Origin of the sequence: Streptococcus sp. 27098_8_134 (genome assembly GCF_041431675.1) — a bacterium.
Lineage (GTDB): Bacteria > Bacillota > Bacilli > Lactobacillales > Streptococcaceae > Streptococcus > Streptococcus sanguinis_R.
In genome coordinates this window covers 449,605-474,508 of record NZ_JAPVYD010000002.1, presented here as the reverse complement: position 1 = coordinate 474,508, position 24,904 = coordinate 449,605, and the positions used below count along the sequence as shown (strand labels likewise).

The window sequence follows — 24,904 nt, the reverse complement described above, 5'->3', positions numbered from 1 at the left end:
TTCCTAGTAAGCCTGATGGGCATCCATCATTTCCATAAACTCATCAAAGAGATAGTCTGCATCATGCGGTCCCGGCGCAGCATCGGGGTGGAACTGCACAGAAAAGGCAGGATAATCCCGATGGCGCACACCTTCGACAGACTTATCATTGATTTCTTCATGAGTCACAATCAGGCATTCCGGCAAATCCTCACGGCTGACGGCATAGCCGTGATTTTGACTGGTAAAGTCAACTTGGCATGTCGCAATCTCCCGCACCGCATGGTTGAAACCACGGTGGCCGAACTTCATCTTATGCGTCTTAGCACCGTTAGCCATGGAGAAGAGCTGATGTCCCATACAGATCCCGAAAATTGGAATCTTGCCCTGAACACCACGAATCATGTCCAGGGCCTCCGGCACATCTTCCGGATTGCCCGGTCCATTGGACAGCATGACTCCATCAGGATTGAGCTGGAGAATTTCCTCAGCGTTGGTATCATAAGGTACTACTGTCACGCTGCAGTTTCGTTTGGCTAACTCCCGCAGGATAGAATGCTTGAGACCAAAGTCCACCAATACCACGCTGCGCCCCGTTCCCGGAGCTGGATAGGCCTGCTTGGTAGAAACCTGCTTGATATTATCAGTCGGCAGAACTGTCGCCTGCAGCTGGTCCTGCAGATGCTCGATGCTATCCTCTGCATTGGCAATGGTCGCCCGCATAGTTCCATGCTGGCGGATAATCTTGGTTAGCGCCCTTGTATCAATTCCCGAAATGCCTGGAATCTTCTTGATTTTGAGGAACTCATCCAAAGACAATTGCTGGCGCCAATTGCTGGCACGACGTGCATACTCATAGACCACCACTCCCTTACAAGTCGGTAAAATGGACTCATAGTCATCCCGATTGACACCATAATTTCCAACCAAGGGATAGGTAAAGGTTAAAATCTGGCCGTTGTAAGACTGGTCCGTAATCGATTCCTGATAGCCAGTCATGCCTGTGTTAAAGACGATTTCGCCTGTCACAAAAAGATCCGCTCCAAAAGCTTCCCCTTCGAAAATCATGCCATTTTCTAATATTAAAAGTCTCTTTGCCATTGTTCCCTCCTGTCCAAGATGCAGACCGCCTACGACCATCCACATAAGGTATATAATAATAGGGAGTGGGATTGCTTCACATAGCTTCACCCACTCCCGGCCTACTGTCCGAGATTATTGACGGCCTTTCAGAACCGCTTCGATAATAGCCATTCTAACAAAGACGCCATTGGTCATTTGTTCAACGATACGCGATTTTGGTGCTTCGACCAGATGATCCGCAATTTCTACATCGCGGTTAACTGGAGCCGGATGCATCAGAATCGCCGTATCTTTCATGCGGTCATACCGCTCTTGAGTCAGACCATGAAGTCTGTGGTAATTTTCTTTAGAAAAGATGGACTCGTAGTCATGACGCTCATGCTGCACGCGCAGGAACATCATGACATCCACTTCTTCAATCACCTCATCAATGGTGACAAACTTACCATAGTCCGCAAACTCTTGGCTCCGCCATTCTTCCGGACCTGCAAAGTAGAGCTCTGCCCCCAAGCGCTTGAGAATTTGCATATTTGACTTAGCCACGCGCGAATGGTCCAAGTCACCAGCAATCGCAACCTTGAGTCCTTCAAAGCGACCAAACTCTTGATAAATGGTCATCAAATCCAGCAAGCTCTGGCTAGGATGCTGACCAGAACCGTCTCCTCCATTTACGATAGAAGTCGTAATGGTTGGGCTTTCCACTAGCTCTTTGTAATAGTCCACCTCTGGGTGGCGAATGACACAAACATCAACGCCAAGGGCAGACATGGTCAGGATAGTGTCATACAAGGTTTCTCCTTTGTTGACCGAGCTGGTCTTGACATCAAAGTCCAGAAGATCGCAGCCTAACTTCAACTCTGCTACTTCAAAGGCCTTGTGGGTCCGTGTAGATGACTCAAAGAAAAGGTTAGACACGATATGCTGCTCATCATAATGGACTTTAGCGCCATTTTTAAATTCGATTCCACGTTTAATCAAGGCCATAACTTCTTCATTTGACAGAGTTTCCATAGAAACAAGATTCTTAAGAGCGATTTGATTGGATGACATGATGTAATTCTCCTTTATGAAAGAATGAGGGCTGCCAGAGTGCTGCAAGTAAAGTCGCTCTGAGAGCAAGCTATTTTTGAACGAAAGTTAATGATTTAGCGCCTAGCTCAATCCTTGGGCTCAGGCAGGACAAGATAGAGGACAATTCCCAGAATAGTTGACAAGGCAACTCCTGAGATTTGCAGACCCGACAGCTGCAAGGTCAAACCGCCGATACCAGATACCAAGATGACACTGGCAATCAAGAGATTCTTTTTGTTGTCAAAGTTGGTCTGTGCTTCGATCAGAATCTTGAGACCGCTCGAAGCAATTACTCCAAACAGGGCGATGGAAATACCACCCAGCACAGGACTCGGGATAGATTGGAGCAGGGCTGAAACCTTGCCCACAAAGCTCATGACAATAGCCAGCACTGCTGCACCTGCAATGACATAGACGCTGTAGATTTTATTAAGCGCCATAACTCCGATATTCTCTCCGTAGCTAGTCACTGGTGGTGCTCCGAAAAGCCCTGCAATAATCTGAGCCAGACCATCTCCAGTCAAGGTCTTGTCCAGTCCTGGATCCTTGAAGAAGTCCTTGCCTGTCAAGCTATTCAGTACCATGACATGCCCGAAGTGTTCTGTCATGGTTACAAAGGCGATAGGCGCCATGGTTAAAATCGCACTAGGATAAAATTTCACATCATAGTCCAAGAAAGGCAGACTCATGGGCGGAAGGTGGAACCAAGAAGCTTGCCCAACCTTTGCAAAAGAAACGATTTCCTGCCCAGTCACAGCCCCTAGAATCAAGCTAAAGATGTAGCCGACTATCAAGCCCAGCAAGACTGGGATAATTCCCACAATCTTCTTACCATAGATATTAAAGAGGATAACTGCCAAGAGAGTGACCATTCCGATAATGAAGTAGGTCAAATCATACACCTTTTCGCCATTAGCTGCAGTCTTGTTCATCACATCGCTAACAGCTGTTCCAGCCAAGCTCAGACCGATGACCATGATGATAGGTCCTACCACTACTGGCGGCAGCACCTTGTCAATCCAAGCATTGCCAGCAAACTTGACAATCAGGGCTACGATGAAATAAACCAAACCACCGGTGATGGCTCCCTGTGCAACCGCTCCGATGCCATCAGTCTTCATCAGCATCTGCATGGCTGCGATATAAGCAAAGCTGGAACCCATGTAGGCCGGAATCTTATACTTGGTAACAGTCAGATGGGCCAGTGTTCCCAGACCGCTTGAAAATAGAGCTACCGCTGGGTCAATTCCCACCAGAATTGGCACCAAGACTGTCGCCCCAAACATGGCGAACAAGTGCTGAAAGGATAGTCCTAAAAGCAAACCTGGCTTTGGCATATCATGCACATCATACTTAACATCTTGACTCATTTAGCTTATTACTCTCCCATAATCAAAACTCGATCTTGACCGTCTGTCTCGGTCATCTCAACAATAATCTCCTCAGTTTGGCTAGTCGGAATATTCTTGCCGACATAGTCTGCCCGTATCGGCAGCTCGCGGTGACCACGGTCTACCAAGACAGCCAGACCAACGCGAGAAGGCCGCCCATGACTGACCAGATTATCAATAGCCGCTCGGATGGTCCGTCCTGTGTAGAGGACATCGTCGATCAGGATTACTTGACGGTCGGTAATATCCACTGGAATCACTGTCGTATCTTCCTCAACCTTGATATCATCTCGGAAAGGCTTGGTGTCTATTTCTGCGACCGGAATATCGATATTCTCCAACTGAGCCAATCGCTTTTGAATCCGGTGAGCCAAGTGAACCCCACGGGTCTTAATCCCAGCCAAGACCACTTGATTTAAGTCCTTGTTGCGCTCGATGATTTCATAGGTAATCCGCGTAATCGCGCGGTTCATGGTGATATCATCGACAACTTCTTTTGTTTTCATTCTTTCCTCCTCAAACAACAGAAAAAGTCTCCTCATACAAGGAGACTTCAGAAAAATCTAGTCAGGCAAGCTAAAACAAGACGCACTTGCTTACACTCCACCCATCTTTTTACTTGCTCCTTGTCTATCTCTCTGGATAGAATTAAAGGATTATTTAATTTTTTATACTATATCACAAATTCAAAACTATTTCAAGAAAAAAATTGTATTTTTTCTGTTTGACTGGATAAGGGTTAGTGAAATCTGTTTTTCATCTACTAGCACATATCTCTAAGAAGTCTTCTTCTTTGAGAAAGAGATGGACTTTATCCCGTAAAAGACAAAACCAAAAACCAGATAGGCCGCAAAGATAATCAAACACATCTGGATGACATAGGGCCAACCTTTCTTAAAGACATTGAGGAAAAAGTAGGGAAATGGATTGTCCTTGGATCTTGGAATATCTATTTTCAAGAAAAAGCCATTAAAGAGGGCAAAGGCCATGTAGACCAAAGGCACACTTGTCCAAGAAATCGGATCAAACCAGCGGTACTGACGCGCTTTGTCAAAGATTACTGTATCCAGAAGAAAAGCCAAGGGGACTATATAATGACACAGAAAATTCTCTAGACGGTAAAAATCTGTCGCAATCGGGGCCAGCAAGAGGTGATAAACGACACAAGTAATCATGATGGACATGGTCACCCCACCCTTGATTCTCAAGATTTTCGGTGCCTTCCAAGCATCTCCAGGTCTCATCATCAGATAGACCAGATAGCCCGTAAAGAGCAGGACCAAGAGATTGGACAAAACCGTATAGTACATGAGCATGCCCACGCCATACTTAGTGATTTCCAGATACACACCCAAAAAGGCCAGGATAAAAAGAATAATTCGATAAATTAAGATAAAACGACGATTCATAGAGACCTCAAATTTTCTTAACAAACTCTGACTTGAGCTTCATCGCACCGAAGCCGTCAATCTTACAGTCAATATTATGATCGCCTTCCACGATGCGGATATTTTTCACGCGCGTTCCCTGCTTGAGATCCTTAGGTGCTCCTTTGACTTTCAGATCCTTAATCAAGGTAACTGTATCGCCATCAGCCAGCTTATTGCCATTAGCATCGATCGCTACTGGACCTTCTTCTGCTTCTTGGACCTCAGCTGGATTCCATTCATAGGCACATTCTGGGCAGACCAAGAGCGTTCCATCTTCGTAGACATACTCTGAATTACATTTGGGGCAGTTTGGTAAGTTGTTCATTTTTTCTCCATTTCTAGTCAAGGCTGCTAAATTTCCATACCAGCCTTCTATATATGATTAAGCTCTTCCTTCATTTTTCAAGTCCAGCAGAACACTAAGCTATGTGAAGGTCAACTAAATCCTAAAAATCTAGTTTTCTCCTATTTCCACACCATTCTAGTATAAGCTATTTTAAGCATTTTGACAAATCTCTTTCAGGATTTTTACAGGTCTTGACCTTTCTGCAAAAACAGTTTACTATACTAGTGTATATACAGATAAAAAGGAGTCACTATGAAACCAAAATCTAAAAATCAGTTTATGACGCTGACCGCTTTTTTGACTGCACTAGCTATTGTTATCCCACTAGTTATGCCAATTAAAATTGTCATTCCGCCCGCTTCCTTCACCTTAGCCAGCCACGTCGCTATCTTTCTGGCTATGTTTATCTCCCCTCTTATGACGGTGATTGTCGTGATTGGCTCTGCTATTGGATTTGGAATGTCCGGACTTCCTTTTATCATCACGCTTAGAGCCCTGTCCCACTTGCTCTTCGCTAGCATAGGCGCTCTTTATCTTCAAAAGCACCCTGACACACTGGACAGCCAGAAGAAGACTTGGATATTTAATTTCCTGCTAGCCTTGATTCATGCCTTTGGCGAAGTGGTCGTCTGCATCCTCTTTTACACAACGTCTGCCTATCCAGCTAATGCTTTCTATATCTTATTTGGTTTGGTTGGACTTGGTACGGTCATCCATAGCATAGTCGACTTTGTCATTGCTAAGTTCATCTATCAAGCGCTTAAAAAGATTCGCTAGAGCTTGAAGATTCCTGACTTTTGGTTTACAATGAAGCTATGACCAAGCAAAGACGAGAAGAACTATTAGACCTTTTGAAAACATCATCTGCTGCCCTCAATGGCCAGTCACTTGCTGAACATTTCCATGTGACTAGGCAGATTATCGTGCAAGATATTGCCCTCTTGAGGGCTGATGGTGCACCCATCCTCTCAACCAACCGTGGCTATCTTTATAAAGACCGCCAAGAAAATGCTGCTGTTCATCAGCTTTTCAAGGTTCAGCATGGGGCTGAGGATATGGAGGCTGAGTTGCTAGCTATCGTGGATAATGGCGGCCGCGTACAGACTATTTTGATTGAGCACCCGGTTTACGGCGAAATCCAGACTTACCTGAAGCTGACCTGCCGCCGAGATGTCCAACATTTTCTCCAACAGGTCGCATCCTGTGCCTTTCGCCCCTTATCTGAACTGACAGATGGAGTCCACTATCACCTAGTACAAGCCGACTCCCAGCAGGATTTGGACTATGTAGAAGCCGCCTTGAGAGACCTAGGATTTTTACAGGAATAAATAGCAAGAAAAAAAAGACTGATTAGGCCCCAACCTAATCAGTCTTTTTAGTACATACTCTTGCGCCAACCGGCTTTCAAATGATAGATAGTCGCTATAAAAATTACTGATAAAACAATCAAACTATTCTTTAAAAGAAATTAAAAAAATTAATATTCCAGAAAATACAATACTAATAATTGACAAGACCAAGACCCTATTCTCGTTTAAATCTGTGTACAAAGAATAAAGAAAAATGAGCAAATTAAGCAAAATCACTGATCTATAAAACCTAGATTGACTCTGCTTCCATCCTTTTAAAGTATGAAAAGCAAATGGAAATCTCAAACCGAATCCAGCATTTCTAGAAGGAAAAAAATGGTTTAAGCCCAAAAGAAAAAATGCAACAATAGCAATCCATAATGAAATCATGACAGTCATCCACCTTTCTATCTTTGCACTTCAGATACAAAAGGAAACATTTTTTAGTACATACTCTTGCGCCAACCACCTTCGATACGCTCGTGATAGTAATATTCGGATAATTCCTCATCTTCCATCATACGAAGGAGTTCCAACATATCGTAGGCCAAGTCCAGCTGTGGCAGGCTATCCTTGTCTACCCAAGAAATCTCGCCCTCTTCACTCGAGTGAATCTGACCAGAAAATTCAGTCGCTTTGTAACAAAAGACGATGTAGCGAACCCCTTCATCCGTATGCCAGTTCTTTACCCCAACCAATTTCGGATGACTAATAGTCAAACCCGTTTCCTCTAAAATCTCACGGACAACCGCATCATGGAGAGACTCTCCCTTCTCAATATGCCCACCTGGGAAGGCATAACCAGACCAATGATAGCGCTCAGGAGAGCGATATTGCATTAGAAGTTTACCGCGCGACACATCTTCAACAAGGCAGATGTTTGTTAGGATTGTTTTTTGGGAACGTGACATGGATTCACTCGCTTTCTAAGTTATTAAAACATATCTTCGTTATATTTCACTTCTGACTTCATGATAAAGGGATTGATCAATTCATGATGTTCATAGGTACTATGGACCACAAAACCTCTGACAATGATAATTTCTTTATCTTGTATATGATAGTCTATATTGATGGGAATGACTGAATCCGAGATGATTGACAAAGCAAAGAATGCCGAAAACCAAAGATAAAGCGCCACCAATCCACTGAATAATTGAAAAATAAGGTCATACCAGTGAAAATCTCTTGTCCTAAAAAAGACTATCCAAGGATGGATAAAGAAGGTCAAACAAAGAATAAAAAACCAACTATTCCACAAAACTGGAGTAAAGGATAGACCAAAAGGTAACAAAATCAAATGAAGAATGACAAAGGTTAGCAAGGCCAGATAGAGTGTTTTAAATGAAAATAACTTAGATAGATTTTCTTTGGTCATGTTTTTTCCTCTTTTTTTCATTATATTTTAAAATCAACATCGTTAACGCTGGAATGAAGAAAAAGATTAGATAGGTGGCAATTGGAAACCAAACATAGCGAGGATTCAAGTTCCACAATGGTGGCAGAAATCCCTCTCCGTCTTCTAATGCTATTCCTATAAAATAATGTAAAAGAAAAAGTAGACCATTAAGATAAAGAAAAACTTCTGAAAAACCTTTCAACGTGTTGAAGCCTTCTTCTCATAGACTTCCAAACCAGGAATAATATGGAAGAGCAATCAAGACAACCAAATTTATATACAAAGGGCTAACATATTTAAATTCTCGAAGCGGACCCGGAATTGACTTATTTTCAAACGTTAAAAATCCCACTCCAATCGCAACCATTATAAAGAATATATAACCTAAAAGAGCTTCTAATATCCAATGTTTTTCCAACCAAAGGATAAACTTATTCCCCTGAACTTTTACTTTTCTCTTGTTTTTATTTTTCTTTTTGGTTTTACTTTTCATTTACCAACTCCACAATCTTCTGGAAAGTCTTGCCGTTTCGGATAGTCAGTTGCTTGTAAAAACTGGACTTTAGCAGTTTCTTATGGTAGTTGGACTTGAGATAATCCGCTTGGTCAGCATTTCTATAAAAGAAAGCCGTCTGCCCAAAATGCAGTTGCTCCTTGTCATTCGCCCAGCTGCCTGCCAGCTCTTGAACGCTCTCCTTGTCTGTCTCCGGCAGATAAAAGAGAACATCTCGCCGAAAGGCTGTTTCATCCTGCCACCAAGTAGGCAGATTGGCTCTTTCTTTTTCAAGCATGGTAGAGCTGACAAGGACGAAAGGCAGAGGGAAATCGTAAGACTGACTGAAATAAGCCGACAATATCTCCCGAATCCTCTCCTCCTGCTCCTCGCTATCAAAGAAAAGATTGCCGCTGTTGATGTAGGAAACTGGATTTTCAAAACCCAACCCAGCTAAATCTTTCTTCAAATCAGCCATAACGACCTTGTTTTTCCCGCCGACATTGATGCCGCGGAGTAAAAGTACATAACGCATGTGATGCTCCTTGCTTGTATGTTTAAAAAATGGTTATTTTCTCTAACTATAGGGAATTTTCGAACTTTTTATCTCTATATCAGGATTGGCAAGTTTGAGATAAGGAGCAATATAGTCTGCATCTGTAACTTTTGGACCTAGAATGACTTTTGAGTATTTCAAAGGAGCCAGATTAATGTATACAAATAGATCGTATCTGCCATTATCTTTAGGGCTTAATACTATATACTTCCTAAAATCGTTATAGTTAACTTTATCAAAAATTTCTAACCCAATATCTTCTTTCTTCAAGGATTTATCATTTAATAAATCTTTATTTTTATCTAAACTTTTATTATGATTTTCAATAAGTGTTTTTACAGAAGTATCATCTAGATTGATTAGAATACGATACTCCATCTCATATTCGTAATCTTTTACTTTAAAAAGATAAGAAATCTTTTTTAATTTTTCCGCCAAGTCACTTAGTGGAGTTTCACCTTCAAACTCTTGCATTTTTTCAAAAATTTGTTTTAGAATATCTAGAGCTTTACCAACATCTGATTCATCTTTAGCGCCAGAATTCAAATCTAAGTAATGAATTTTAACAAATTCAATAGATTTATGAGCAACAATATGTTCAAGATAACTCATGTCATATTCAAGGAATGCTCCTTGACATGAATCTGCGTATTCTTTCCACATAGGTAGGCTATCAGAAACTACAGTTAAGGAAGATATAAACACATTGGAAGTTTGATAGTTATGGAAAAATGTATTATCAATACCCAAATAATCGTGTATTGCCCTTCCTTCCATTGGATCGTTTAACTGTTTTAGATTAGTAAGTCGTAAAAATGTATGATGAGTTTCAGAATTATTTTCATTTTTCCAGTCTGCTTTTATAAGAAAATTTGTTAAAGTATCAATCTTAGTATAATGTCCAAAAGAGCCGATTGTTTTTAAATCTTTAGAAGCAATAGTCAAATTAGAACGAATATCATCAATAATAGCTTCTGCTTGATTCAAAAGTTCCTTGTAATTTTCAGACAGTATAAATCCAGAATCACTCTCCTTTTTTAAAATAGCGCCTTCATCACTACTATTACGCTCATCATACATTTTAACTAATTTAATTGCTTGATCTCGAATTATATCAGAATCGTTTTCTTTTGCTATCTTTCGAACAACATCAATCGATTCTTCAATTATATCATCAAAATGCCTTGATACAAAATCTAGATATTCACCAACATTTGCAGATTGAGGATTCTCCATAAAATGGTCATTTATCAATTTTAAGTGGTCATTTTGAAAAATTGAAATAAACTGTTCTAATTCAAAATACCAAAATATAATATGTTCAAAATCATTATTTTCAAAATCATTATTTTCAAATATAAAGCTGATGAACTGTTCTAATTTACTTTCAAAATAAATTCTTTTTTCTTCTGGTAAACTGTTCTGTTCGAATAGTTTAACAAAAACTGAAAGTAAATCAGAATAAATTATTTTACTTTTCTCTAGATTATCTTTTAATACTAGATCAAGAATTTTAAAAAAACAACTCTCGTTTTCAAAAAATATAGAATATTCTTCGTATTCTTTGGTAAGATATAGATAATTATAAAGAATAGATAAATAGTAAAAGATTTCATACCAACTATATGTTTGTGGAGTTTTTGATAATATTTTATTTAGAGTCTCTAAAATCTTTTTTTCTATCGTTTTATCAATTTTCGCTTCAAAATTACTACAAACATAACAAACATGGTCAACATATTTTAATTGTTCTTCTTCAGATAAATGTAAATATTGATATACAAAGTTTCCAATTTCATATTTCAGTTCTTTATTATCTAAAGAATTAAAATATTTTCGTAATTCATTTGTATTAAATTCACCTGAAAAATAATTTAACTCTTTCATTTTATCTCCTTCTAAAATTTCAATCCATCGCCTTTATTTCCAGAATCATATCGCGAATCTGTGCAGCCAGTTCGAAGTCCAGAAGTCCAGCAGCTTCTTGCATCTGTCCTTCCAGTTTCTTAATCATGTCCTTGCGTTCTTGCTTGTTGAGGCTTTCGATTTCGACAGTTTCTTCCTTGTCTGGCAAGGCAGCCTTGGTCACACTGATCAGGTCGCGGATTTCTTTTTTAATGGTCTGCGGTACAATGCCATGCTCTTCGTTATATGCCATCTGGATTGCCCGACGGCGGGCAGTTTCATCAATAGCCCGCTGCATGGACTGGGTCATAGTATCTGCATACATAATCACATGCCCCTCACTGTTGCGGGCTGCCCGGCCAATAGTCTGGATAAGACCGCGTTCGTTGCGGAGGAAACCTTCCTTGTCCGCATCAAGAATTGCCACCAGACTAACCTCGGGAACATCGATTCCCTCGCGCAGCAGGTTAATCCCAACCAGAACGTCAAAGACACCCAAGCGCAGGTCTCGGATAATCTCGGTCCGTTCCAAAGTCTTGATGTCTGAGTGCATGTACTTGACCTTGACACCCATTTCCTTGAAGTAGTCTGTCAAATCTTCCGCCATCTTCTTGGTCAGGGTTGTGATAAAGGTCCGCTCATTCTTTTCGACACGAGCATTGATTTCGCCCAAAAGATCATCAATTTGCCCCATGGTTGGACGGACTTCCACTTCTGGATCCAGAAGCCCTGTCGGCCGGATAATCTGCTCAATAACAGTATCCGTCTGTTCATTTTCATAGTCGCCCGGCGTAGCCGATACATAGACAATCTGGTGAACATGGCTCTCAAACTCCTCCCGGCGCAGCGGACGGTTGTCCAAGGCAGATGGCAGGCGGAAACCATAATTAACCAGCATCTCCTTCCGAGAGCGGTCGCCATTGTACATACCGCGAATCTGTCCCATGGTCATGTGACTCTCATCAATCATAATCAAGAAATCATCAGGGAAAAAGTCCAGAAGGGTATAAGGCGGCTCTCCTTCACTTCGACCATCCATGTGGCGAGAATAGTTCTCAACTCCATTCGTATAGCCCATCTCGCGCAGCATTTCGATATCATACTCTGTGCGCTGCTTCAAGCGCTGAGCTTCCAGAAGCTTGCCTTCCTTCTCAAAGATACCAAGCTGCTCCTCCAGCTCGGCCTGAATCTTAGCAATAGCTACTTCCATGTGGTCTTCATTGGTCACGAAGTGAGTGGCTGGGAAGATGGCCAAATGGTCCACCTCACCCAAGACTCGTCCTGTCAAGGCTTCAACCTCACGAATCCGGTCAATCTCATCTCCGAAAAACTCCACCCGAAAGGCATGCTCATCCCGAGAAGCTGGGAAAATCTCCACCACATCACCACGAACCCGGAATTTCCCCCGCTGAAAGTCAATGTCATTGCGCTCAAACTGGATATCTACCAAATCATTGAGCAGCTTGTCACGGGAAATCTCTAGTCCAGGACGCAGGCTTATCACGCTGTCAGAGTATTCCTTAGGCGATCCCAGACCATAGATACACGAGACCGAAGCCACGACAATCACATCATTACGCTCCAAGAGGGCTGATGTCGCTGAGTGACGGAGCTTGTCAATCTCGTCATTGACCGAGCTATCCTTTTCGATATAAGTATCACTGGAAGGCACATAAGCCTCTGGTTGGTAGTAATCATAGTAGGAAACGAAGTATTCCACCGCGTTATTGGGGAAGAACTCCTTAAACTCACCATAAAGTTGGCCGGCCAGGGTCTTATTATGGGCGATAACCAGAGTCGGCTTGTTGACCTGAGCGATAACCTGACTCATGGTATAGGTCTTACCAGTACCCGTCGCTCCCATGAGAATCTGAGCCTTCTCGCCCCCCTCAATATTGTCCACCAACTGCTCAATAGCCTGGGGTTGATCTCCTGAAGGCTCGTACTTGGAAACCAATTCAAATTTATTATCTGTTATTCTGTTAATCATCTTTTATTCCTTAAATTGTGCTTCTATCATTTTACCATATTTGCCCTATTTTCTCTGGATTCGGGTATAACTAAGAAGCTCATACTTCTACCATCTTATATCCCTTGTCACGCATCTCGTTAAAAGACATAAAAAATGCCCAGCTAAACTGGGCGAAATGGTTATTTCTTAAAGATCAGCGCCTGAGGCAGGCGATTTTCTTTCTTTAATGACCAGTAAAGATAGGCAATGCAGCCAATCAGGACGATACTGGCAAAAATAGATCCTTCAGCTCCAAAGGCTCCACCGGACAGTATATCGACAGAAGATTGCGAGCTATAGTTCAAGATAGAGGTAGATGCTCCTTGGCCACTGACCTGAATGCCATAGATATTTCCTTGCACAAAATTCCAAGCGCCGTGCATACCAGCCAGTACCCACATATTGTCATACTTGAGCATAAGGAAACAAGCAAAGATACCGTCTAGTATGATATTGACAATAGAAAGAACGGTCACACCAGGGTTAAAGAGGTGCAGTGCCCCGAATAGAGCACTGGAAATCAAGATACCAATGAAGATATTTGACTTAGCACTAACTGCTGGAAAAAGCCAACCACGCGTCACTAGTTCTTCTGTTCCGCCTTGGAGAATCCAGAAAGGAATGATTGCTAGGACGAAAATCAAAGACTGCAAGTTAAGCTGACCTAATTTCAGACTGCCTGTCCCCGTTACCAAGAGCAAGACAACAACCAGTGAAAACTGAACGGCTCCAATAAGGAAGCCTTTTAGGAGATTTTTGAACCAGTCCTGTTTATAAAATCCCAGACTAGAAAAAGGACGCTTCTCACGATATCGAACCCATAGAAAGACAGTGAGAGCGATAAAAAAGAAACCAGCTAGCTGAAAAAAGACCGTATAGTGACTAATGGCTGCCATTGCTTCTGTCCGATTAATCGTCGGATCTGCAAAGCCAAACAAGAGTCCGACAATGATACCGATTGGCAACATTCCGACAAAACTTAAAATTCCTCCTCCATAAACAAAACCAATAGCAATCAAGATAGCCAACCAAATCGGCGGAATATAATGCGATTGCTTGATAGCATCCAACATACGAGATTTAAACATATAATTATTCCTTTCCTCATTTTAATTTATTGTAGCATATTATTTTAGGGTGAGCAAAAGAGAACCGTTCGAACAGTTATTCTGTCTTTCCCACTATCTCTGTCAAACTACCGTCTTTTTTCATCTTTAGAAGCAAATAGAGGACAGCCATCAAGAGAATGAGCGAGCTGAAAATAGAAGCTTCAGCGCCGAAAGCTCCACCAGTCAGCCAGATCCATTCCGTCTTTGGAATAAAGTTCAGGACTGCCGCGTCCACACCAGTACCACTAACACTGAAACCGTAGATATTGCCTTGGCTAAAGTTCCAAGCAGCATGAAGTCCTATAATCCCCCAGACATTGTCCATCCGGAGCAGATAGAGACTTGCAAAGAGGCCAAATAAAGCAATGTTAAGAATGGGAAGAATACCAATATCTGGATTGCCTAGGTGCAAGAGGGCAAAGAGCAGGCTTGAAGTCAGCAAACCGATGGGCAGGTTGGTCTTTTTGACAGCAACTGGCAGCAGCCAAGCCCGTGTCACTAGCTCTTCTGCTCCACCCTGAATCATCCAAAGCGGAAGCAAAATCAAGATATAGAGAAAAGGTTCCAGTGTCAGCTGTCCCCATTCGAAAGAGCCAGCTCCGCTCAACAGCATAAGCAGAGCGACTAAACTAAAGAGAAGAAAACCTACTGCAAATCCTTTGACTAGCTCCACCAAGCTTCCTTTTTTGACAAAGCCTAGAGTCGCGAGCGGCCGTCCTTCAGCCCAGCGCACCCAGAGAAAGAGAGCCAGTATCATAAAAACAAAGCCAAACAAGAGAAAAGGCAGGGCAAAATTGAAGAAGATTTCAAAGAATCCGTCTTGCCCCAAGAAACTTAGCATAAGACTAAGGACAGCAGAAATCGGCTCCAAAGCCAGATAGGCCAACTGCTCTCCTCCTTGCACGAAAACAACTGCCAGCAAAAGAGACAAAATATAAGGAGGGACAAAGCGAGCTTGATTGACTCCGTCCAAGATACGTGATTTTTTCATAAGAACCTCATTCTATCCTTGCTTTCATTTATTTCCAGTATAGCAGACTTTGCTCTAAGAACAAAGAAAAGTTGCGGCTCAACTTACAAAAACAGAGAGTTTTATATGTTAGAAAACCTAACATGAAAACAGGGAAAATTTGCCTAATCATTGTTTTTTTGCTATAATGCTAGAATGCTAAAAAGGAGGAAGAAAATGAAGAAAAAATTCTTAGCAGTCTTGCTAACATTATTTCCATTTTTTGCGTTAGGGGCAACAGCCCAGGCAGATACGGTCAAAATCGTATCCGATACTGCTTACGCACCATTTGAATTTAAAGATTCTGATCAGACTTACAAGGGGATTGACGTTGATATCATCAACAAGGTCGCAGAAATCAAGGGTTGGGACATTGACATGAGCTTCCCAGGCTTCGATGCAGCCGTCAATGCGGTCCAAGCTGGCCAGGCGGATGCCATCATGGCTGGTATGACCAAGACAAGCGAGCGTGAAAAAGTCTTTACCATGTCTGATACTTACTACGACACTAAGGTCGTTATCGCGACGACCAAGGCAAACACCATCAGCAAATATGAACAACTGAAAGGAAAGAAAGTCGGTGTCAAAACTGGAACGGCTGCCCAACGTTTCCTTGAGAAAAACAAGGATAAGTACGGCTTCACTCTCAAAACCTTTGACACAGGTGACTTGATGTATAATAGCCTTTCTGCTGGTGATGTTGATGCAGTGATGGACGATCAGCCTGTCATTGAGTACGCCATCAATCAAGGCCAAAACCTGAAAATTTCTATGAAGGGTGAGGCTGTCGGAAGCTTTGCTTTCGGTGTCAAAAAAGGCAGCAAACATGAGCACTTAGTTACTGAGTTTAACGAAGCTTTGGCGCAGATGAAGAAAGACGGCAGTCTGGATGAAATCATTAATAAATGGACGGCTTCTAAAGGCAGTTCTGACTCAGCTGTTCCAGAGACTTCTACTCCTGCCGGTCAAAAAGCTAGTCCGACAAAAGACAAATACATCATTGCCAGCGACTCATCTTTTGCTCCTTTTGTCTTCCAAGATGACAGTAACCAATATACTGGTATTGACATGGAGCTGATTAAGGCTATTGCCAAGGACCAAGGCTTTACTGTGGAAGTAACCAACCCTGGCTTTGATGCAGCTATCAATAGCGTTCAGACCGGTCAGGCTGACGGAATTATCGCCGGCATGTCTGTCACAGATGCTCGTAAGAAAACTTTTGACTATTCTGACCCTTACTATACAGCCAACTCTATCTTGGCAGTTAAGGACAGCAGCAATATCAAGTCCTACGAGGAACTCAAGGGCAAGACAGTCGGTGTCAAAACTGGTACCGCTTCTCAGACTTTCCTTGAGGAAAACAAGAGTAAGTACGGCTACTCTATCAAAACATTCTCAGATGCAGCTTCCATGTATGACAGCCTTAATACTGGCTCCGTCGCAGCTGTGATGGATGATGAACCCGTTGTCAAATACGCTATCAAACAAGGCAAGAAGCTTAAAACACCTATTGAAGGTACACCAAGCGGCAAAGTCGCTTTCGCAGTCAAAAAAGGCAGCAATCCTGAGCTGATTGAGATGTTTAACAATGGACTGGCCAACCTCAAAGAAAGCGGCAAGTACCAAGAGATTTTAGACAAGTATCTGGCTAGCGAGGAAAAAGAATCCACTGTAGATGAGTCCACTATTTGGGGCTTGCTGCAAAACAACTACCAAGAACTTCTTAAAGGTCTGGGAGTGACGATTGCTTTGGCTCTGATTTCATTTGCGATTGCTATGGTCATCGGGATTATCTTTGGTATGTTCAGCGTCAGCCCTTATAAACCGCTGCGCTGGATTGCAGAAATCTTTGTTGATGTCATTCGTGGTATTCCACTGATGATTGTGGCAGCCTTTATCTTCTGGGGGATTCCTAACTTAATCGAATCCATGACCGGTCAACAAAGCCCAATCAATGCTTTCGTCGCAGGAACCATCGCCCTCTCTCTCAATGCTGGCGCCTATATCGCTGAAATTGTCCGCGGGGGTATTCAAGCCGTTCCAGTTGGACAGATGGAAGCCAGCCGCAGCTTAGGCATTTCCTACTCCAAGACCATGCGCAAGATTATCCTGCCACAGGCAACCAAGATTATGCTGCCAAACTTTGTCAATCAGTTTGTCATAGCACTCAAGGATACAACGATTGTCTCAGCTATTGGACTGGCCGAGCTCTTCAAAACGGGTAAGGACATCATCGCCCGCAACTATCAGAGTTTCCGGATGTATGCTATCCTAGCCGTGCTCTATCTCATCATTATCACGCTCTTGACCCGCTTGGCAAAACGCTTAGAAAAGAGGATTAAGTAATGGCAAAATTAAAAATCGATGTGAACGATCTTCATAAATACTACGGGGAAAACGAAGTCCTAAAGGGGATTACTGCTAAATTCTACGAGGGAGATGTGGTCTGCATCATCGGTCCTTCTGGATCTGGTAAGTCAACCTTCCTGCGCAGTCTCAACCTACTTGAGGAAGTGACCAGCGGGACTATCACGGTTGACGGCTTTGATTTGACGGACAAGAAGACTGATGTGGATCTGGTCCGTGAAAATATCGGTATGGTCTTCCAGCACTTCAACCTCTTCCCGCACATGACCGTTCTGGAAAATATTACCTTTGCTCCTGTTGAGCACAAGCGCTTGACCCAAGACGAAGCAAACAAGCTGGGTATGGAGCTTTTGGAAAAGGTCGGCTTGGCTGATAAAGCTGATGCTAGTCCAGACAGTCTGTCTGGCGGGCAAAAGCAACGGGTAGCTATTGCTCGCGGTCTGGCTATGAATCCAGACATCATGCTCTTTGACGAGCCTACTTCTGCCCTTGACCCTGAAATGGTCGGCGATGTTCTCAACGTTATGAAGGATCTGGCCCAGCAAGGTATGACCATGCTGATTGTGACTCATGAAATGGGCTTTGCCCGTCAGGTAGCCAACCGCGTTATCTTTACCGCTGATGGTGAATTCCTAGAAGACGGCAAGCCTGACCAAATCTTTGACAATCCACAACATCCACGTCTTAAAGACTTCTTGGACAAGGTGCTGAATGTATAAAACCAAACGAAGAGCCAGCTTATATGCCGGCTCTTTTCTTGTTTCAAAATTTTTAAACTAGATCACCCACCATTGGTAAAGTGACCAGTAAAGAATATTAGCTACTATGGCGAGGGCGGAAAGACTAGTCAGAACCGTCAAGAAGAGGCGGCCTTTTCTGAGACCCTTTTGAGCCTTGCTAAAGAGCGGATAAACCGCACATCCTGCTAAGAATAGGCCCAGTCCTGCAAAGACCATATAACGCCACTGAGAGATGATACTGAGATCCGTAGCGTTGGAGCTAAGCAGGAGCAACAGTAAATTGCAAGCTACGGTCACTACTCCTGCAGTTGTTAAAATGTGCCACCATTTCCAAGCTCGATTTTGCTTGCTTTTCACCTTGCCAAAGGCCAGTCGATAAAGGACCAGCGCAAGCCGCACAAGTAGATTGACCAAAGCATAAACAAGACTAAGAGCAGCCAAAGCAATCAACCCAAACTTAGTCCAGATTTCCCAGTCAGGAACTCTCTCAAAATCACTGACCATAGTAGCGATTCGCGTTTTGCCATTTCCACTTTTATAAATAGTCCAAAACGAACGATCCATTCGCTCCGAAGACGGCTTCTTCATATGAAGCAAATTACCTGGAAAGAGCTGATACAAAGAAAGCGGACCTTGATTAAAATTCCGAAGGATTTGATAATAGCCTGGTTCGAACTTTTTCTGAGTCTCTGCACTGGCTGTCGGACGTTTTCCGAAAATCAATTCTGGCATGCCATCATTATAAATTTCTTCCACGCCTTGATTGGTCATGATCACCTGACCGATACCATCCTTCAGATCCAGCAGGAGATAGCTGGAAAAACCATTTGTATTCCCTCCGTGCCCTAGCACTGTAACGCCAAATTCACTGGCCTAGAAGCCATGAGCATTACGAACGATGTCTGTACCAGGATAATAGGAAGTGCCGGTGTATAGTTTGTACCAAGTCTCTGACCGAGTAAAGAGAGTTTTGCGACTCAGCAGAGCCTGAGCAAATTTTTGAAAATCACTCGATGTTCCTGTTGCCCGACCAACAGGATACAGTCCGACTTCATAAAGTGCATCGCCTAACAGACTGCCATCTGCCGCATATCCTTTTACTTCCTTGCGCTTTGCTTGGACATAAGCATTGTCAGACAAGTCTTGAGCTATGGCCGTTCTCTCCATGCCCAGAGGCTGGAAGATATGCTCATGAACATAATCAACAAAGGTTTGCCCAAAAATTCGTTCCACAATATAGGCTGCTAACCCCGTACTGTAGTTGGAATAAGCTGTCGTTGTTCCCGGCTCAAAGGACTGAGCCGGCTGATATTGGAGCAGTAAATCCTCTAAACTCTTGCCCCTTTGCATATAGAGAGGAGCTTCGTCAAACCCCGCCTGATGGTTCATCAGGTCTAGCATGGTGATGGGCTTGTCATAGCGGAGATTTCTAAGAAAGCCTTTTGGCAGATAGGTGCGAATATCTTCTTCTAGGTTAATCTTCCCTTGCTCCCAGAGCTGCATAACAGAGATCCAGACGGTCAGCTTAGTCACGGAACCCCATTCAAAAACGCTGTCATCATCGGCTTTGATTCCCTTTTCCTTATCCATATAGCCAAAGTTTCCTTGATAGATAGTGCCGTCTTTGTCAAAGACAGCTGTTGCCATGCCGGCTGTTGTCTTTTCGTGCTCTTTGACATAGTCTTGGATCTTCTGACCAATTTTGTCTCGGTCTGTACCAGACGGCAACTTCTGCTCTTCAGCTAGCGCAGTGGCTGGACGAAAAAGCCCCAATGTTAAAATAGCTAGAAGTGTGAAAATAAATGTTTTTTTCATGAGATACTCCTTTGCAAAATTACACAGACAAAGCCCGCCTTCCCAAAGGAAGGAAAGCAACTTATATCACATCACCCACCACTGGTAAAGCGACCAGTAGAGAATATTGGCTACGATAGCGAGTGCAGATAGACTAGTCAGAACTGTCAGGAAGAGGCGACCTTTTCCGAGATCCTTTCGAGTCTTGCTAAAGAGCGGATAAACTGCACATCCTGCTAAGAACAGTCCCAGTCCTGCAAAGATCATATAACGCCAAGATTGAACAATTGAGTAATCCTGATTCATGGCAGCCAGTAAAAGCAGAATGAGATTACCAGCAAACAGCAGCATCCCTAGAGAAGTCAGGTAATTCCAAACCTTCCAAGAGCGAGGAGCCGAACTTTTTGCTTTACGCAGGATGAGACGGAAACTGCCAATCAGAAAACTAATCAAGACATTTCCCAGAGCAAACACGAGTGCCAGACCTCCGAGAAACACGACTAGATAATGCCTAAAGAGAACTGAATCGGAAATCCTTTCTGCATTAAGGACACCGAATTCGAGGCGGTCAGCACCTTGGCTTCGGTCAATAGTCCAGAAAGTGCTCAGCAGATCGGGCTGATCTGAGACTTTGTTAATCTTTTGGATGGCCCCGGGCATCATGAGCATGAAGGACAGTGGCCCCCTATTATAGCTTCTCAGATAGTGGTAAGAGCCAGGCTTGAATTGCTTTTTAGTAGCTTCGCTGACAGTCTGCATCTTGCCAAATATCAGCTCCGGCATTTGAACATTGTAAACTTGTTCATACAGTTGATTTGTTAAGATGACTTGACCTATGCCATTTTTCAGATCCAAGTAAAGATAGCTAGAAAAGCCATCAGCATTACCACTGTGTCCCAGCAAGGTAACACCGTAGTGACTGGCCCAAAAGCCATGAGCATTACGAACAATATCCGTACCAGGGTGGGTAGAGGTTGTTGAGTAAAGCTCGGTCCAAGTTTCTGGACGATGAAAGAGCGTCTTACGTTCCAGCAAGGCTTGGGCGAATTTTTGCAGGTCTCCTAGAGTTCCCACAGCCCCTCCGACTGGGTACATCCAGAGCTTAAATGGTGTATCACCCAAGAGCTTACCTTGGTCATCATAGCCCTTATCTTCCTTGCGCTTTTCCTGTACATAGGCATTGTCCGATAAGTCAGGCAAGATAGCTGTTCGATCCATGCCCAGCGGCTCAAAAACATGCTCATGGACATAGTCTGCATACTTCTGCCCAGAAATCCGTTCCACGATATAAGATGCCAAAGCCGTGCTGTAGTTAGAGTATGATGTTGTCGTACCTGGCTCAAAAGACTGAATAGGCTGGTAATCGCGGAACTGCTCTTCCAAGTCGCTCTTGTCTCCCTTTTTGTAGAGTGGCATTTCATCAAAACCCGCTTGGTGATTCATCAGATCCAGCATGGTGATAGGCTTATCATAGCGAAGATTGCGGAGAAAGCCTTCTGGCAGATAAGTTTTGATGTCTGCTTCCAGGTCGATTTTGCCCTCTTCCCAGAGCTGCATGACAGAGACCCAGACCGTCAGTTTAGTGATTGAAGCCCATTCAAAAACACTGTCATCGTCAACTTTGACTTTGTTTTCCTTATCCACATAGCCAAAATTTCCCTTGTAGATTGTTCCGTTTTTATCAAAGACAGCTGTTGCCATACCGGCCGTTGTCTTTTCATGTTCCTTGACAAAACTTTCGATTTTTTGACCGATTTGGCTGCGCTCCGTGCCAGAAGGGAGCTTCTGCGAGTCAGCTAAAACAGCGCTCGGTCGGAAGATTCCTAGCGTCAAAATGGTTAAAAGAATGATTAGAATAGATTTTTTCATAGCATTTCCTTTCTGTTCAACTCAAAGATTCACATAAGCTAAGTTCAGATAATTGGTGCAGTCTCCTTTCAATTTTAGAATCAGGCTATTCTTATTTTTTAATCATGCGTTTTTCTCTTCCTTATCCGCCCGATACCAGAGATAAATACTGTAAAGGGTCAGAATGCCCATGCCGCCAAGGTAAATGAGGGAGTTAACCTGAGAGAAATCAAACTTATCAGCTAGGTTGATGCCGACAAACGTTTCTATCAGAATATCTAGTAGGGCATGGAAAATCATGCAGGCAAGGACAGATTTCGTCTTCTTATGCAGTGCAGCGAACCAGATGGACTGGACTATAGTTACAATGATATAGACTAGAAAGGGATTCTGACTTCGATCATAAAAGCGGTCATAAAACCAGAGAGGAATATGCCAGCAAGCCCAAGCTAGTCCAGTTATCAAGGAGGCGATAAGCATAGAGAACTTCTTTTCCAAAGCCGGCTGCAGAAAGCCTCGCCAGCCAGGCTCTTCCATTCCACCAGCCAAGGTCATAAGGTAGATAAAGGATCCAATAAATGAAAGCAGAGCTCCGTCTACCAGCTTGCCTCCGGAAGCTAATGCAAAAGTCACTGCCAGACTTCCACTGAAGAGTAGGAGATAGAGCCAAGTCCCTTTCTTGCTTGAGAAGATAAAGGAACAGATGGCTTTGAAGCCTTTTATTTTCAGCACTATTAGGCTTGCTATCACCGGTCCGAACATACTGAGGCTCGTTAGGAGGCCTTCCAGAGTCAGATAGAGTATAGGTGGATTTTCCGGCCAGAGATTTTTGAGAATGATAGCTAGCAACATAAATCCCCAAGTCCAGCCGAAGTTCCAAGCTAGGAAAGGCCAGACTAGTTTTGGTTGTGGTTTGCTTCTTGTTTCATTGGTCATCTGATTTTCTCCTTTAAATGGTTTGATTTTATCTGCTTGCTTTTTGTAGTCTGATAAAGTCCTTGATTTTTTTGCCTCATTTAGCCGCGCTCTGCATAAAAGACAGCTATTGTACTTAGGCTCCTGTTGAAAAATCACTAACCTTAAAATTGTAAAAAGAATTAATCAAACGGTTTCTCTCATGAAATTGTCCATTCCCCAAAAGAAAGCGGGAAAATAATCACAATGCCCACCACTGATAAAATGACCAATAGAGAATATTGACAACGATAGCTAGAGCTGACAGACTAGTCAAGACAGTCAGGTAGAGTCGGCTCTTACTCAGCCCTTTTCTTGCCTTGGTCAGAAGTGGGAAGACTGCACAGCCAGCCAGAAGCAATCCCAGACCGGCAAAAACAATGTAGCGCCAGCTAGCTAAAAAGGTCAGATCGCTGGTAGCAAATGTATTAAAGAGGAGGAGAAAATTTACAGCCACACCTACTCCAGCCAAGGAAGTTAGGTAAGTCCAGATACGAAGAGGTTTTGGTGTTTTAGATTGTCCTTTTTTGAAGACCAAGCGGAAGAGATCCAGTCCGCCCCGTGCCAAAAAGAGAATGATACTGAAAACAATTCCGACTGCCGCTGAAATAAGCAGTGCCCAGTCTGTAAAGAACTCACTATCCTTGACTCTGAAGTTGTCACCATAGGAAGCTGTTACCTTAGTCTCGTCTCCACTACCGCTGACTACTGAAAAATTCTGGGTCAAAAGCGGATTATCCTTGGATTTCTTCACAAACTGAGTGTAAAGTAAGATTCTGGAGATAGACATAGGACCACTGGCAAAGGAGCGAGCAGATCGGTAATTGCCAGACTTGAATTTGTCAAAGGTGGCTGAGTCCGTCTTTTTCTTAGGTCCAAAAATCAAGGCTGGCATTTCATAGTTATAAACCAACTCATGATCTTGATTCGTCATAACGGACATACCTATACCATTCTTCAAGTCCAGCAGAATATAAGATGAATAGCCAATCGAGTTTCCGCCATGGCCAACAAGCGTCGTACCGTACTCCCGTGTCCAAAAACCGTGCATATTGAGCGGCATGTCCGTTCCTGGATAATTCGAGGTTGCTGTGTAAAGGGTTGTCCAAGTCTCAGCATGCTTGAAAAGTTTTTCTTTCTTCAAAAGCGCTTGGGCAAACTTCTGGAAGTCAGCCAAAGTGGAAACGGCATTCCCCGCTGGGTAAAGCCCAAGATGGAAATAGCTAGTGCCCATAGATGTCTGACCGTCCGCCCGATAAGAGATCTGCTCCATCCGCTTCTGGTAAATCTTTGGATTTTCCTTAAAGTCGGCTGATAGAGCAGTGTCTTTCATCCCTAGTGGTTGAAAGATATGCTCATGGACATAGGCCGAGAAGTCCTGACCGGAGATTCTCTCAACGATATAGGCTGCCAGACTAGCTGAAAAGTTCGAGTAGGCTGTCATGGTGCCTGGTTCGTAAGACTGTTCTGGCTGATTAACTGCCAGAATCTCCTCAATAGACAAGCCCTTATCTTCCTTGTAGGCATGGGTAGACTCGCCAAAGCCGGCCTGATGGTTCATGAGGTCTGTCATAGTGACGGGCTTGTCGTAGCGCAAAGTCTTCATAAATCCCTCTGGCAGATAGGTGCGAATGTCTTCGTTAAGGTCAATCTTGCCCTCTTCCCAGAGCTGCATGACGGAGACCCAGATAGCTAGTTTCCCGACTGACCCCCATTCAAAGACGCTGTTGTCGTCGGCTTTAATGCCTTTTTCCTTGTTCATATAGCCAAAACTACCTTGGTAAATAGTCCCGTCCTTATCAAAGACCGTCGTCGCTAAACCAGCTGTTGTTTTTTCATGTTCCTTGACAAAACTTTCGATTTTCTGACCGATTTGGCTGCGCTCCGTGCCAGAAGGGAGCTTCTGCTCCTCAGCCAAGGCAATAACCGGCTGGAAGAGCCCTAGAGTTATAATCGTTAAAAGCGTTAGAATAAATGATTTCTTCATGATATTTCCTTTCTATTTAGCTTCAACAATCGCATAGGCGATACTTCTGTATACCATTCGGATAAAAATTCTTAACATAGCTT

Annotated in this window: 21 protein-coding genes and 2 pseudogenes; 4 read left to right on the top strand and 19 right to left on the bottom strand. The window is 43.2% G+C overall.

Translation table 11 applies throughout. The annotated features are described in order from the left end of the window. Positions 1 to 3 precede the first annotated feature (3 nt). From O3620_RS06870 to O3620_RS06845, 6 genes are all read right to left on the bottom strand, one after another. Positions 4 to 1,080 (bottom strand): carbamoyl phosphate synthase small subunit, encoded by a 1,077-nt coding sequence (locus O3620_RS06870; RefSeq protein WP_371601566.1) that lies wholly within the window; start codon positions 1,078 to 1,080, stop codon positions 4 to 6. Between the two features lie 114 nt (positions 1,081 to 1,194). After that, entirely contained in the window at positions 1,195 to 2,112 is a 918-nt protein-coding gene (locus O3620_RS06865) for an aspartate carbamoyltransferase catalytic subunit (RefSeq protein WP_002912652.1), read from the bottom strand. Between the two features lie 107 nt (positions 2,113 to 2,219). Beyond that, the gene (locus tag O3620_RS06860) at positions 2,220 to 3,503 is read right to left on the bottom strand and encodes a uracil-xanthine permease family protein (protein ID WP_002912653.1); all 1,284 of its coding nucleotides are present in this window, start codon (positions 3,501 to 3,503) and stop codon (positions 2,220 to 2,222) included. Between the two features lie 8 nt (positions 3,504 to 3,511). After that, the gene (pyrR, locus tag O3620_RS06855) at positions 3,512 to 4,030 is read right to left on the bottom strand and encodes a bifunctional pyr operon transcriptional regulator/uracil phosphoribosyltransferase PyrR (RefSeq protein ID WP_032913407.1); all 519 of its coding nucleotides are present in this window, start codon (positions 4,028 to 4,030) and stop codon (positions 3,512 to 3,514) included. 270 nt (positions 4,031 to 4,300) lie between these two features. Next, positions 4,301 to 4,933: a Pr6Pr family membrane protein gene (locus O3620_RS06850; protein ID WP_002912657.1), complete on the bottom strand. Its 633-nt coding sequence runs from the start codon at positions 4,931 to 4,933 to the stop codon at positions 4,301 to 4,303. A 7-nt stretch (positions 4,934 to 4,940) separates the two neighbouring features. Beyond that, positions 4,941 to 5,279 carry a zinc ribbon domain-containing protein YjdM gene (locus tag O3620_RS06845; RefSeq protein WP_002897401.1) on the bottom strand — a complete coding sequence of 113 codons (339 nt, stop codon included), beginning with the start codon at positions 5,277 to 5,279 and terminating at the stop codon, positions 4,941 to 4,943. Positions 5,280 to 5,552: 273 nt separating this feature from the next. Between O3620_RS06845 and O3620_RS06840 the strand changes: the two genes are divergently transcribed. Then, a complete protein-coding gene (locus O3620_RS06840; protein ID WP_002912658.1) occupies positions 5,553 to 6,077 on the top strand; it encodes a membrane protein in 525 nt (174 codons plus the stop codon). Positions 6,078 to 6,097: 20 nt separating this feature from the next. Continuing rightward, a complete protein-coding gene (locus O3620_RS06835; RefSeq protein WP_173328821.1) occupies positions 6,098 to 6,628 on the top strand; it encodes a transcription repressor NadR in 531 nt (176 codons plus the stop codon). 123 nt (positions 6,629 to 6,751) lie between these two features. Here O3620_RS06835 and O3620_RS06830 read toward each other — a convergent pair whose 3' ends face one another. The 9 genes and pseudogenes from O3620_RS06830 to O3620_RS06790 form a co-directional block, all read right to left on the bottom strand. Beyond that, positions 6,752 to 7,048, bottom strand: a complete 297-nt coding sequence (locus O3620_RS06830) for a hypothetical protein (protein WP_002912660.1) — start codon at positions 7,046 to 7,048, stop codon at positions 6,752 to 6,754. Between the two features lie 44 nt (positions 7,049 to 7,092). Continuing rightward, on the bottom strand, positions 7,093 to 7,560 hold the full coding sequence (locus O3620_RS06825) for an 8-oxo-dGTP diphosphatase (RefSeq protein ID WP_002912661.1): 468 nt from the start codon (positions 7,558 to 7,560) through the stop codon (positions 7,093 to 7,095). Positions 7,561 to 7,583: 23 nt separating this feature from the next. After that, a complete protein-coding gene (locus tag O3620_RS06820) occupies positions 7,584 to 8,027 on the bottom strand; it encodes a hypothetical protein (RefSeq protein ID WP_032913408.1) in 444 nt (147 codons plus the stop codon). After that, a pseudogene (locus tag O3620_RS06815) lies at positions 8,005 to 8,541 on the bottom strand (hypothetical protein). Before O3620_RS06815 ends, O3620_RS06820 begins: the two are co-directional and overlap by 23 nt. Next, positions 8,531 to 9,076 carry a DUF1697 domain-containing protein gene (locus tag O3620_RS06810; RefSeq protein WP_002904673.1) on the bottom strand — a complete coding sequence of 182 codons (546 nt, stop codon included), beginning with the start codon at positions 9,074 to 9,076 and terminating at the stop codon, positions 8,531 to 8,533. The pseudogene O3620_RS06815 and the gene O3620_RS06810 overlap by 11 nt, the downstream one beginning before the upstream one ends. Positions 9,077 to 9,118: 42 nt before the next feature. Further along, positions 9,119 to 10,984 (bottom strand): DUF2971 domain-containing protein, encoded by a 1,866-nt coding sequence (locus O3620_RS06805; protein WP_371601565.1) that lies wholly within the window; start codon positions 10,982 to 10,984, stop codon positions 9,119 to 9,121. A gap of 19 nt (positions 10,985 to 11,003) precedes the next feature. Beyond that, entirely contained in the window at positions 11,004 to 12,992 is a 1,989-nt protein-coding gene (uvrB, locus tag O3620_RS06800; protein ID WP_002912666.1) for an excinuclease ABC subunit UvrB, read from the bottom strand. A gap of 161 nt (positions 12,993 to 13,153) precedes the next feature. Next, the gene (locus tag O3620_RS06795; RefSeq protein ID WP_002912667.1) at positions 13,154 to 14,101 is read right to left on the bottom strand and encodes a CPBP family intramembrane glutamic endopeptidase; all 948 of its coding nucleotides are present in this window, start codon (positions 14,099 to 14,101) and stop codon (positions 13,154 to 13,156) included. Between the two features lie 76 nt (positions 14,102 to 14,177). Then, positions 14,178 to 15,113: a CPBP family intramembrane glutamic endopeptidase gene (locus O3620_RS06790; protein ID WP_002912668.1), complete on the bottom strand. Its 936-nt coding sequence runs from the start codon at positions 15,111 to 15,113 to the stop codon at positions 14,178 to 14,180. 195 nt (positions 15,114 to 15,308) lie between these two features. Between O3620_RS06790 and O3620_RS06785 the strand changes: the two genes are divergently transcribed. Continuing rightward, positions 15,309 to 17,477: an ABC transporter substrate-binding protein/permease gene (locus O3620_RS06785; RefSeq protein WP_032913409.1), complete on the top strand. Its 2,169-nt coding sequence runs from the start codon at positions 15,309 to 15,311 to the stop codon at positions 17,475 to 17,477. Beyond that, positions 17,477 to 18,217, top strand: coding sequence for an amino acid ABC transporter ATP-binding protein (locus O3620_RS06780; RefSeq protein WP_002895249.1), 741 nt, complete (start codon positions 17,477 to 17,479; stop codon positions 18,215 to 18,217). Before O3620_RS06785 ends, O3620_RS06780 begins: the two co-directional genes overlap by 1 nt. A 57-nt stretch (positions 18,218 to 18,274) precedes the next feature. On the opposite strand, the pseudogene O3620_RS06775 reads toward O3620_RS06780, so the two are convergent. The 4 genes and pseudogenes from O3620_RS06775 to O3620_RS06760 form a co-directional block, all read right to left on the bottom strand. Further along, a pseudogene (locus tag O3620_RS06775) lies at positions 18,275 to 20,053 on the bottom strand (serine hydrolase domain-containing protein). Between the two features lie 66 nt (positions 20,054 to 20,119). Then, entirely contained in the window at positions 20,120 to 21,901 is a 1,782-nt protein-coding gene (locus O3620_RS06770) for a serine hydrolase (protein ID WP_002912672.1), read from the bottom strand. Between the two features lie 102 nt (positions 21,902 to 22,003). Next, on the bottom strand, positions 22,004 to 22,816 hold the full coding sequence (locus O3620_RS06765) for a CPBP family intramembrane glutamic endopeptidase (RefSeq protein ID WP_032912883.1): 813 nt from the start codon (positions 22,814 to 22,816) through the stop codon (positions 22,004 to 22,006). Between the two features lie 220 nt (positions 22,817 to 23,036). Continuing rightward, a complete protein-coding gene (locus O3620_RS06760) occupies positions 23,037 to 24,821 on the bottom strand; it encodes a serine hydrolase (RefSeq protein WP_002912674.1) in 1,785 nt (594 codons plus the stop codon). Positions 24,822 to 24,904: the final 83 nt, after the last annotated feature.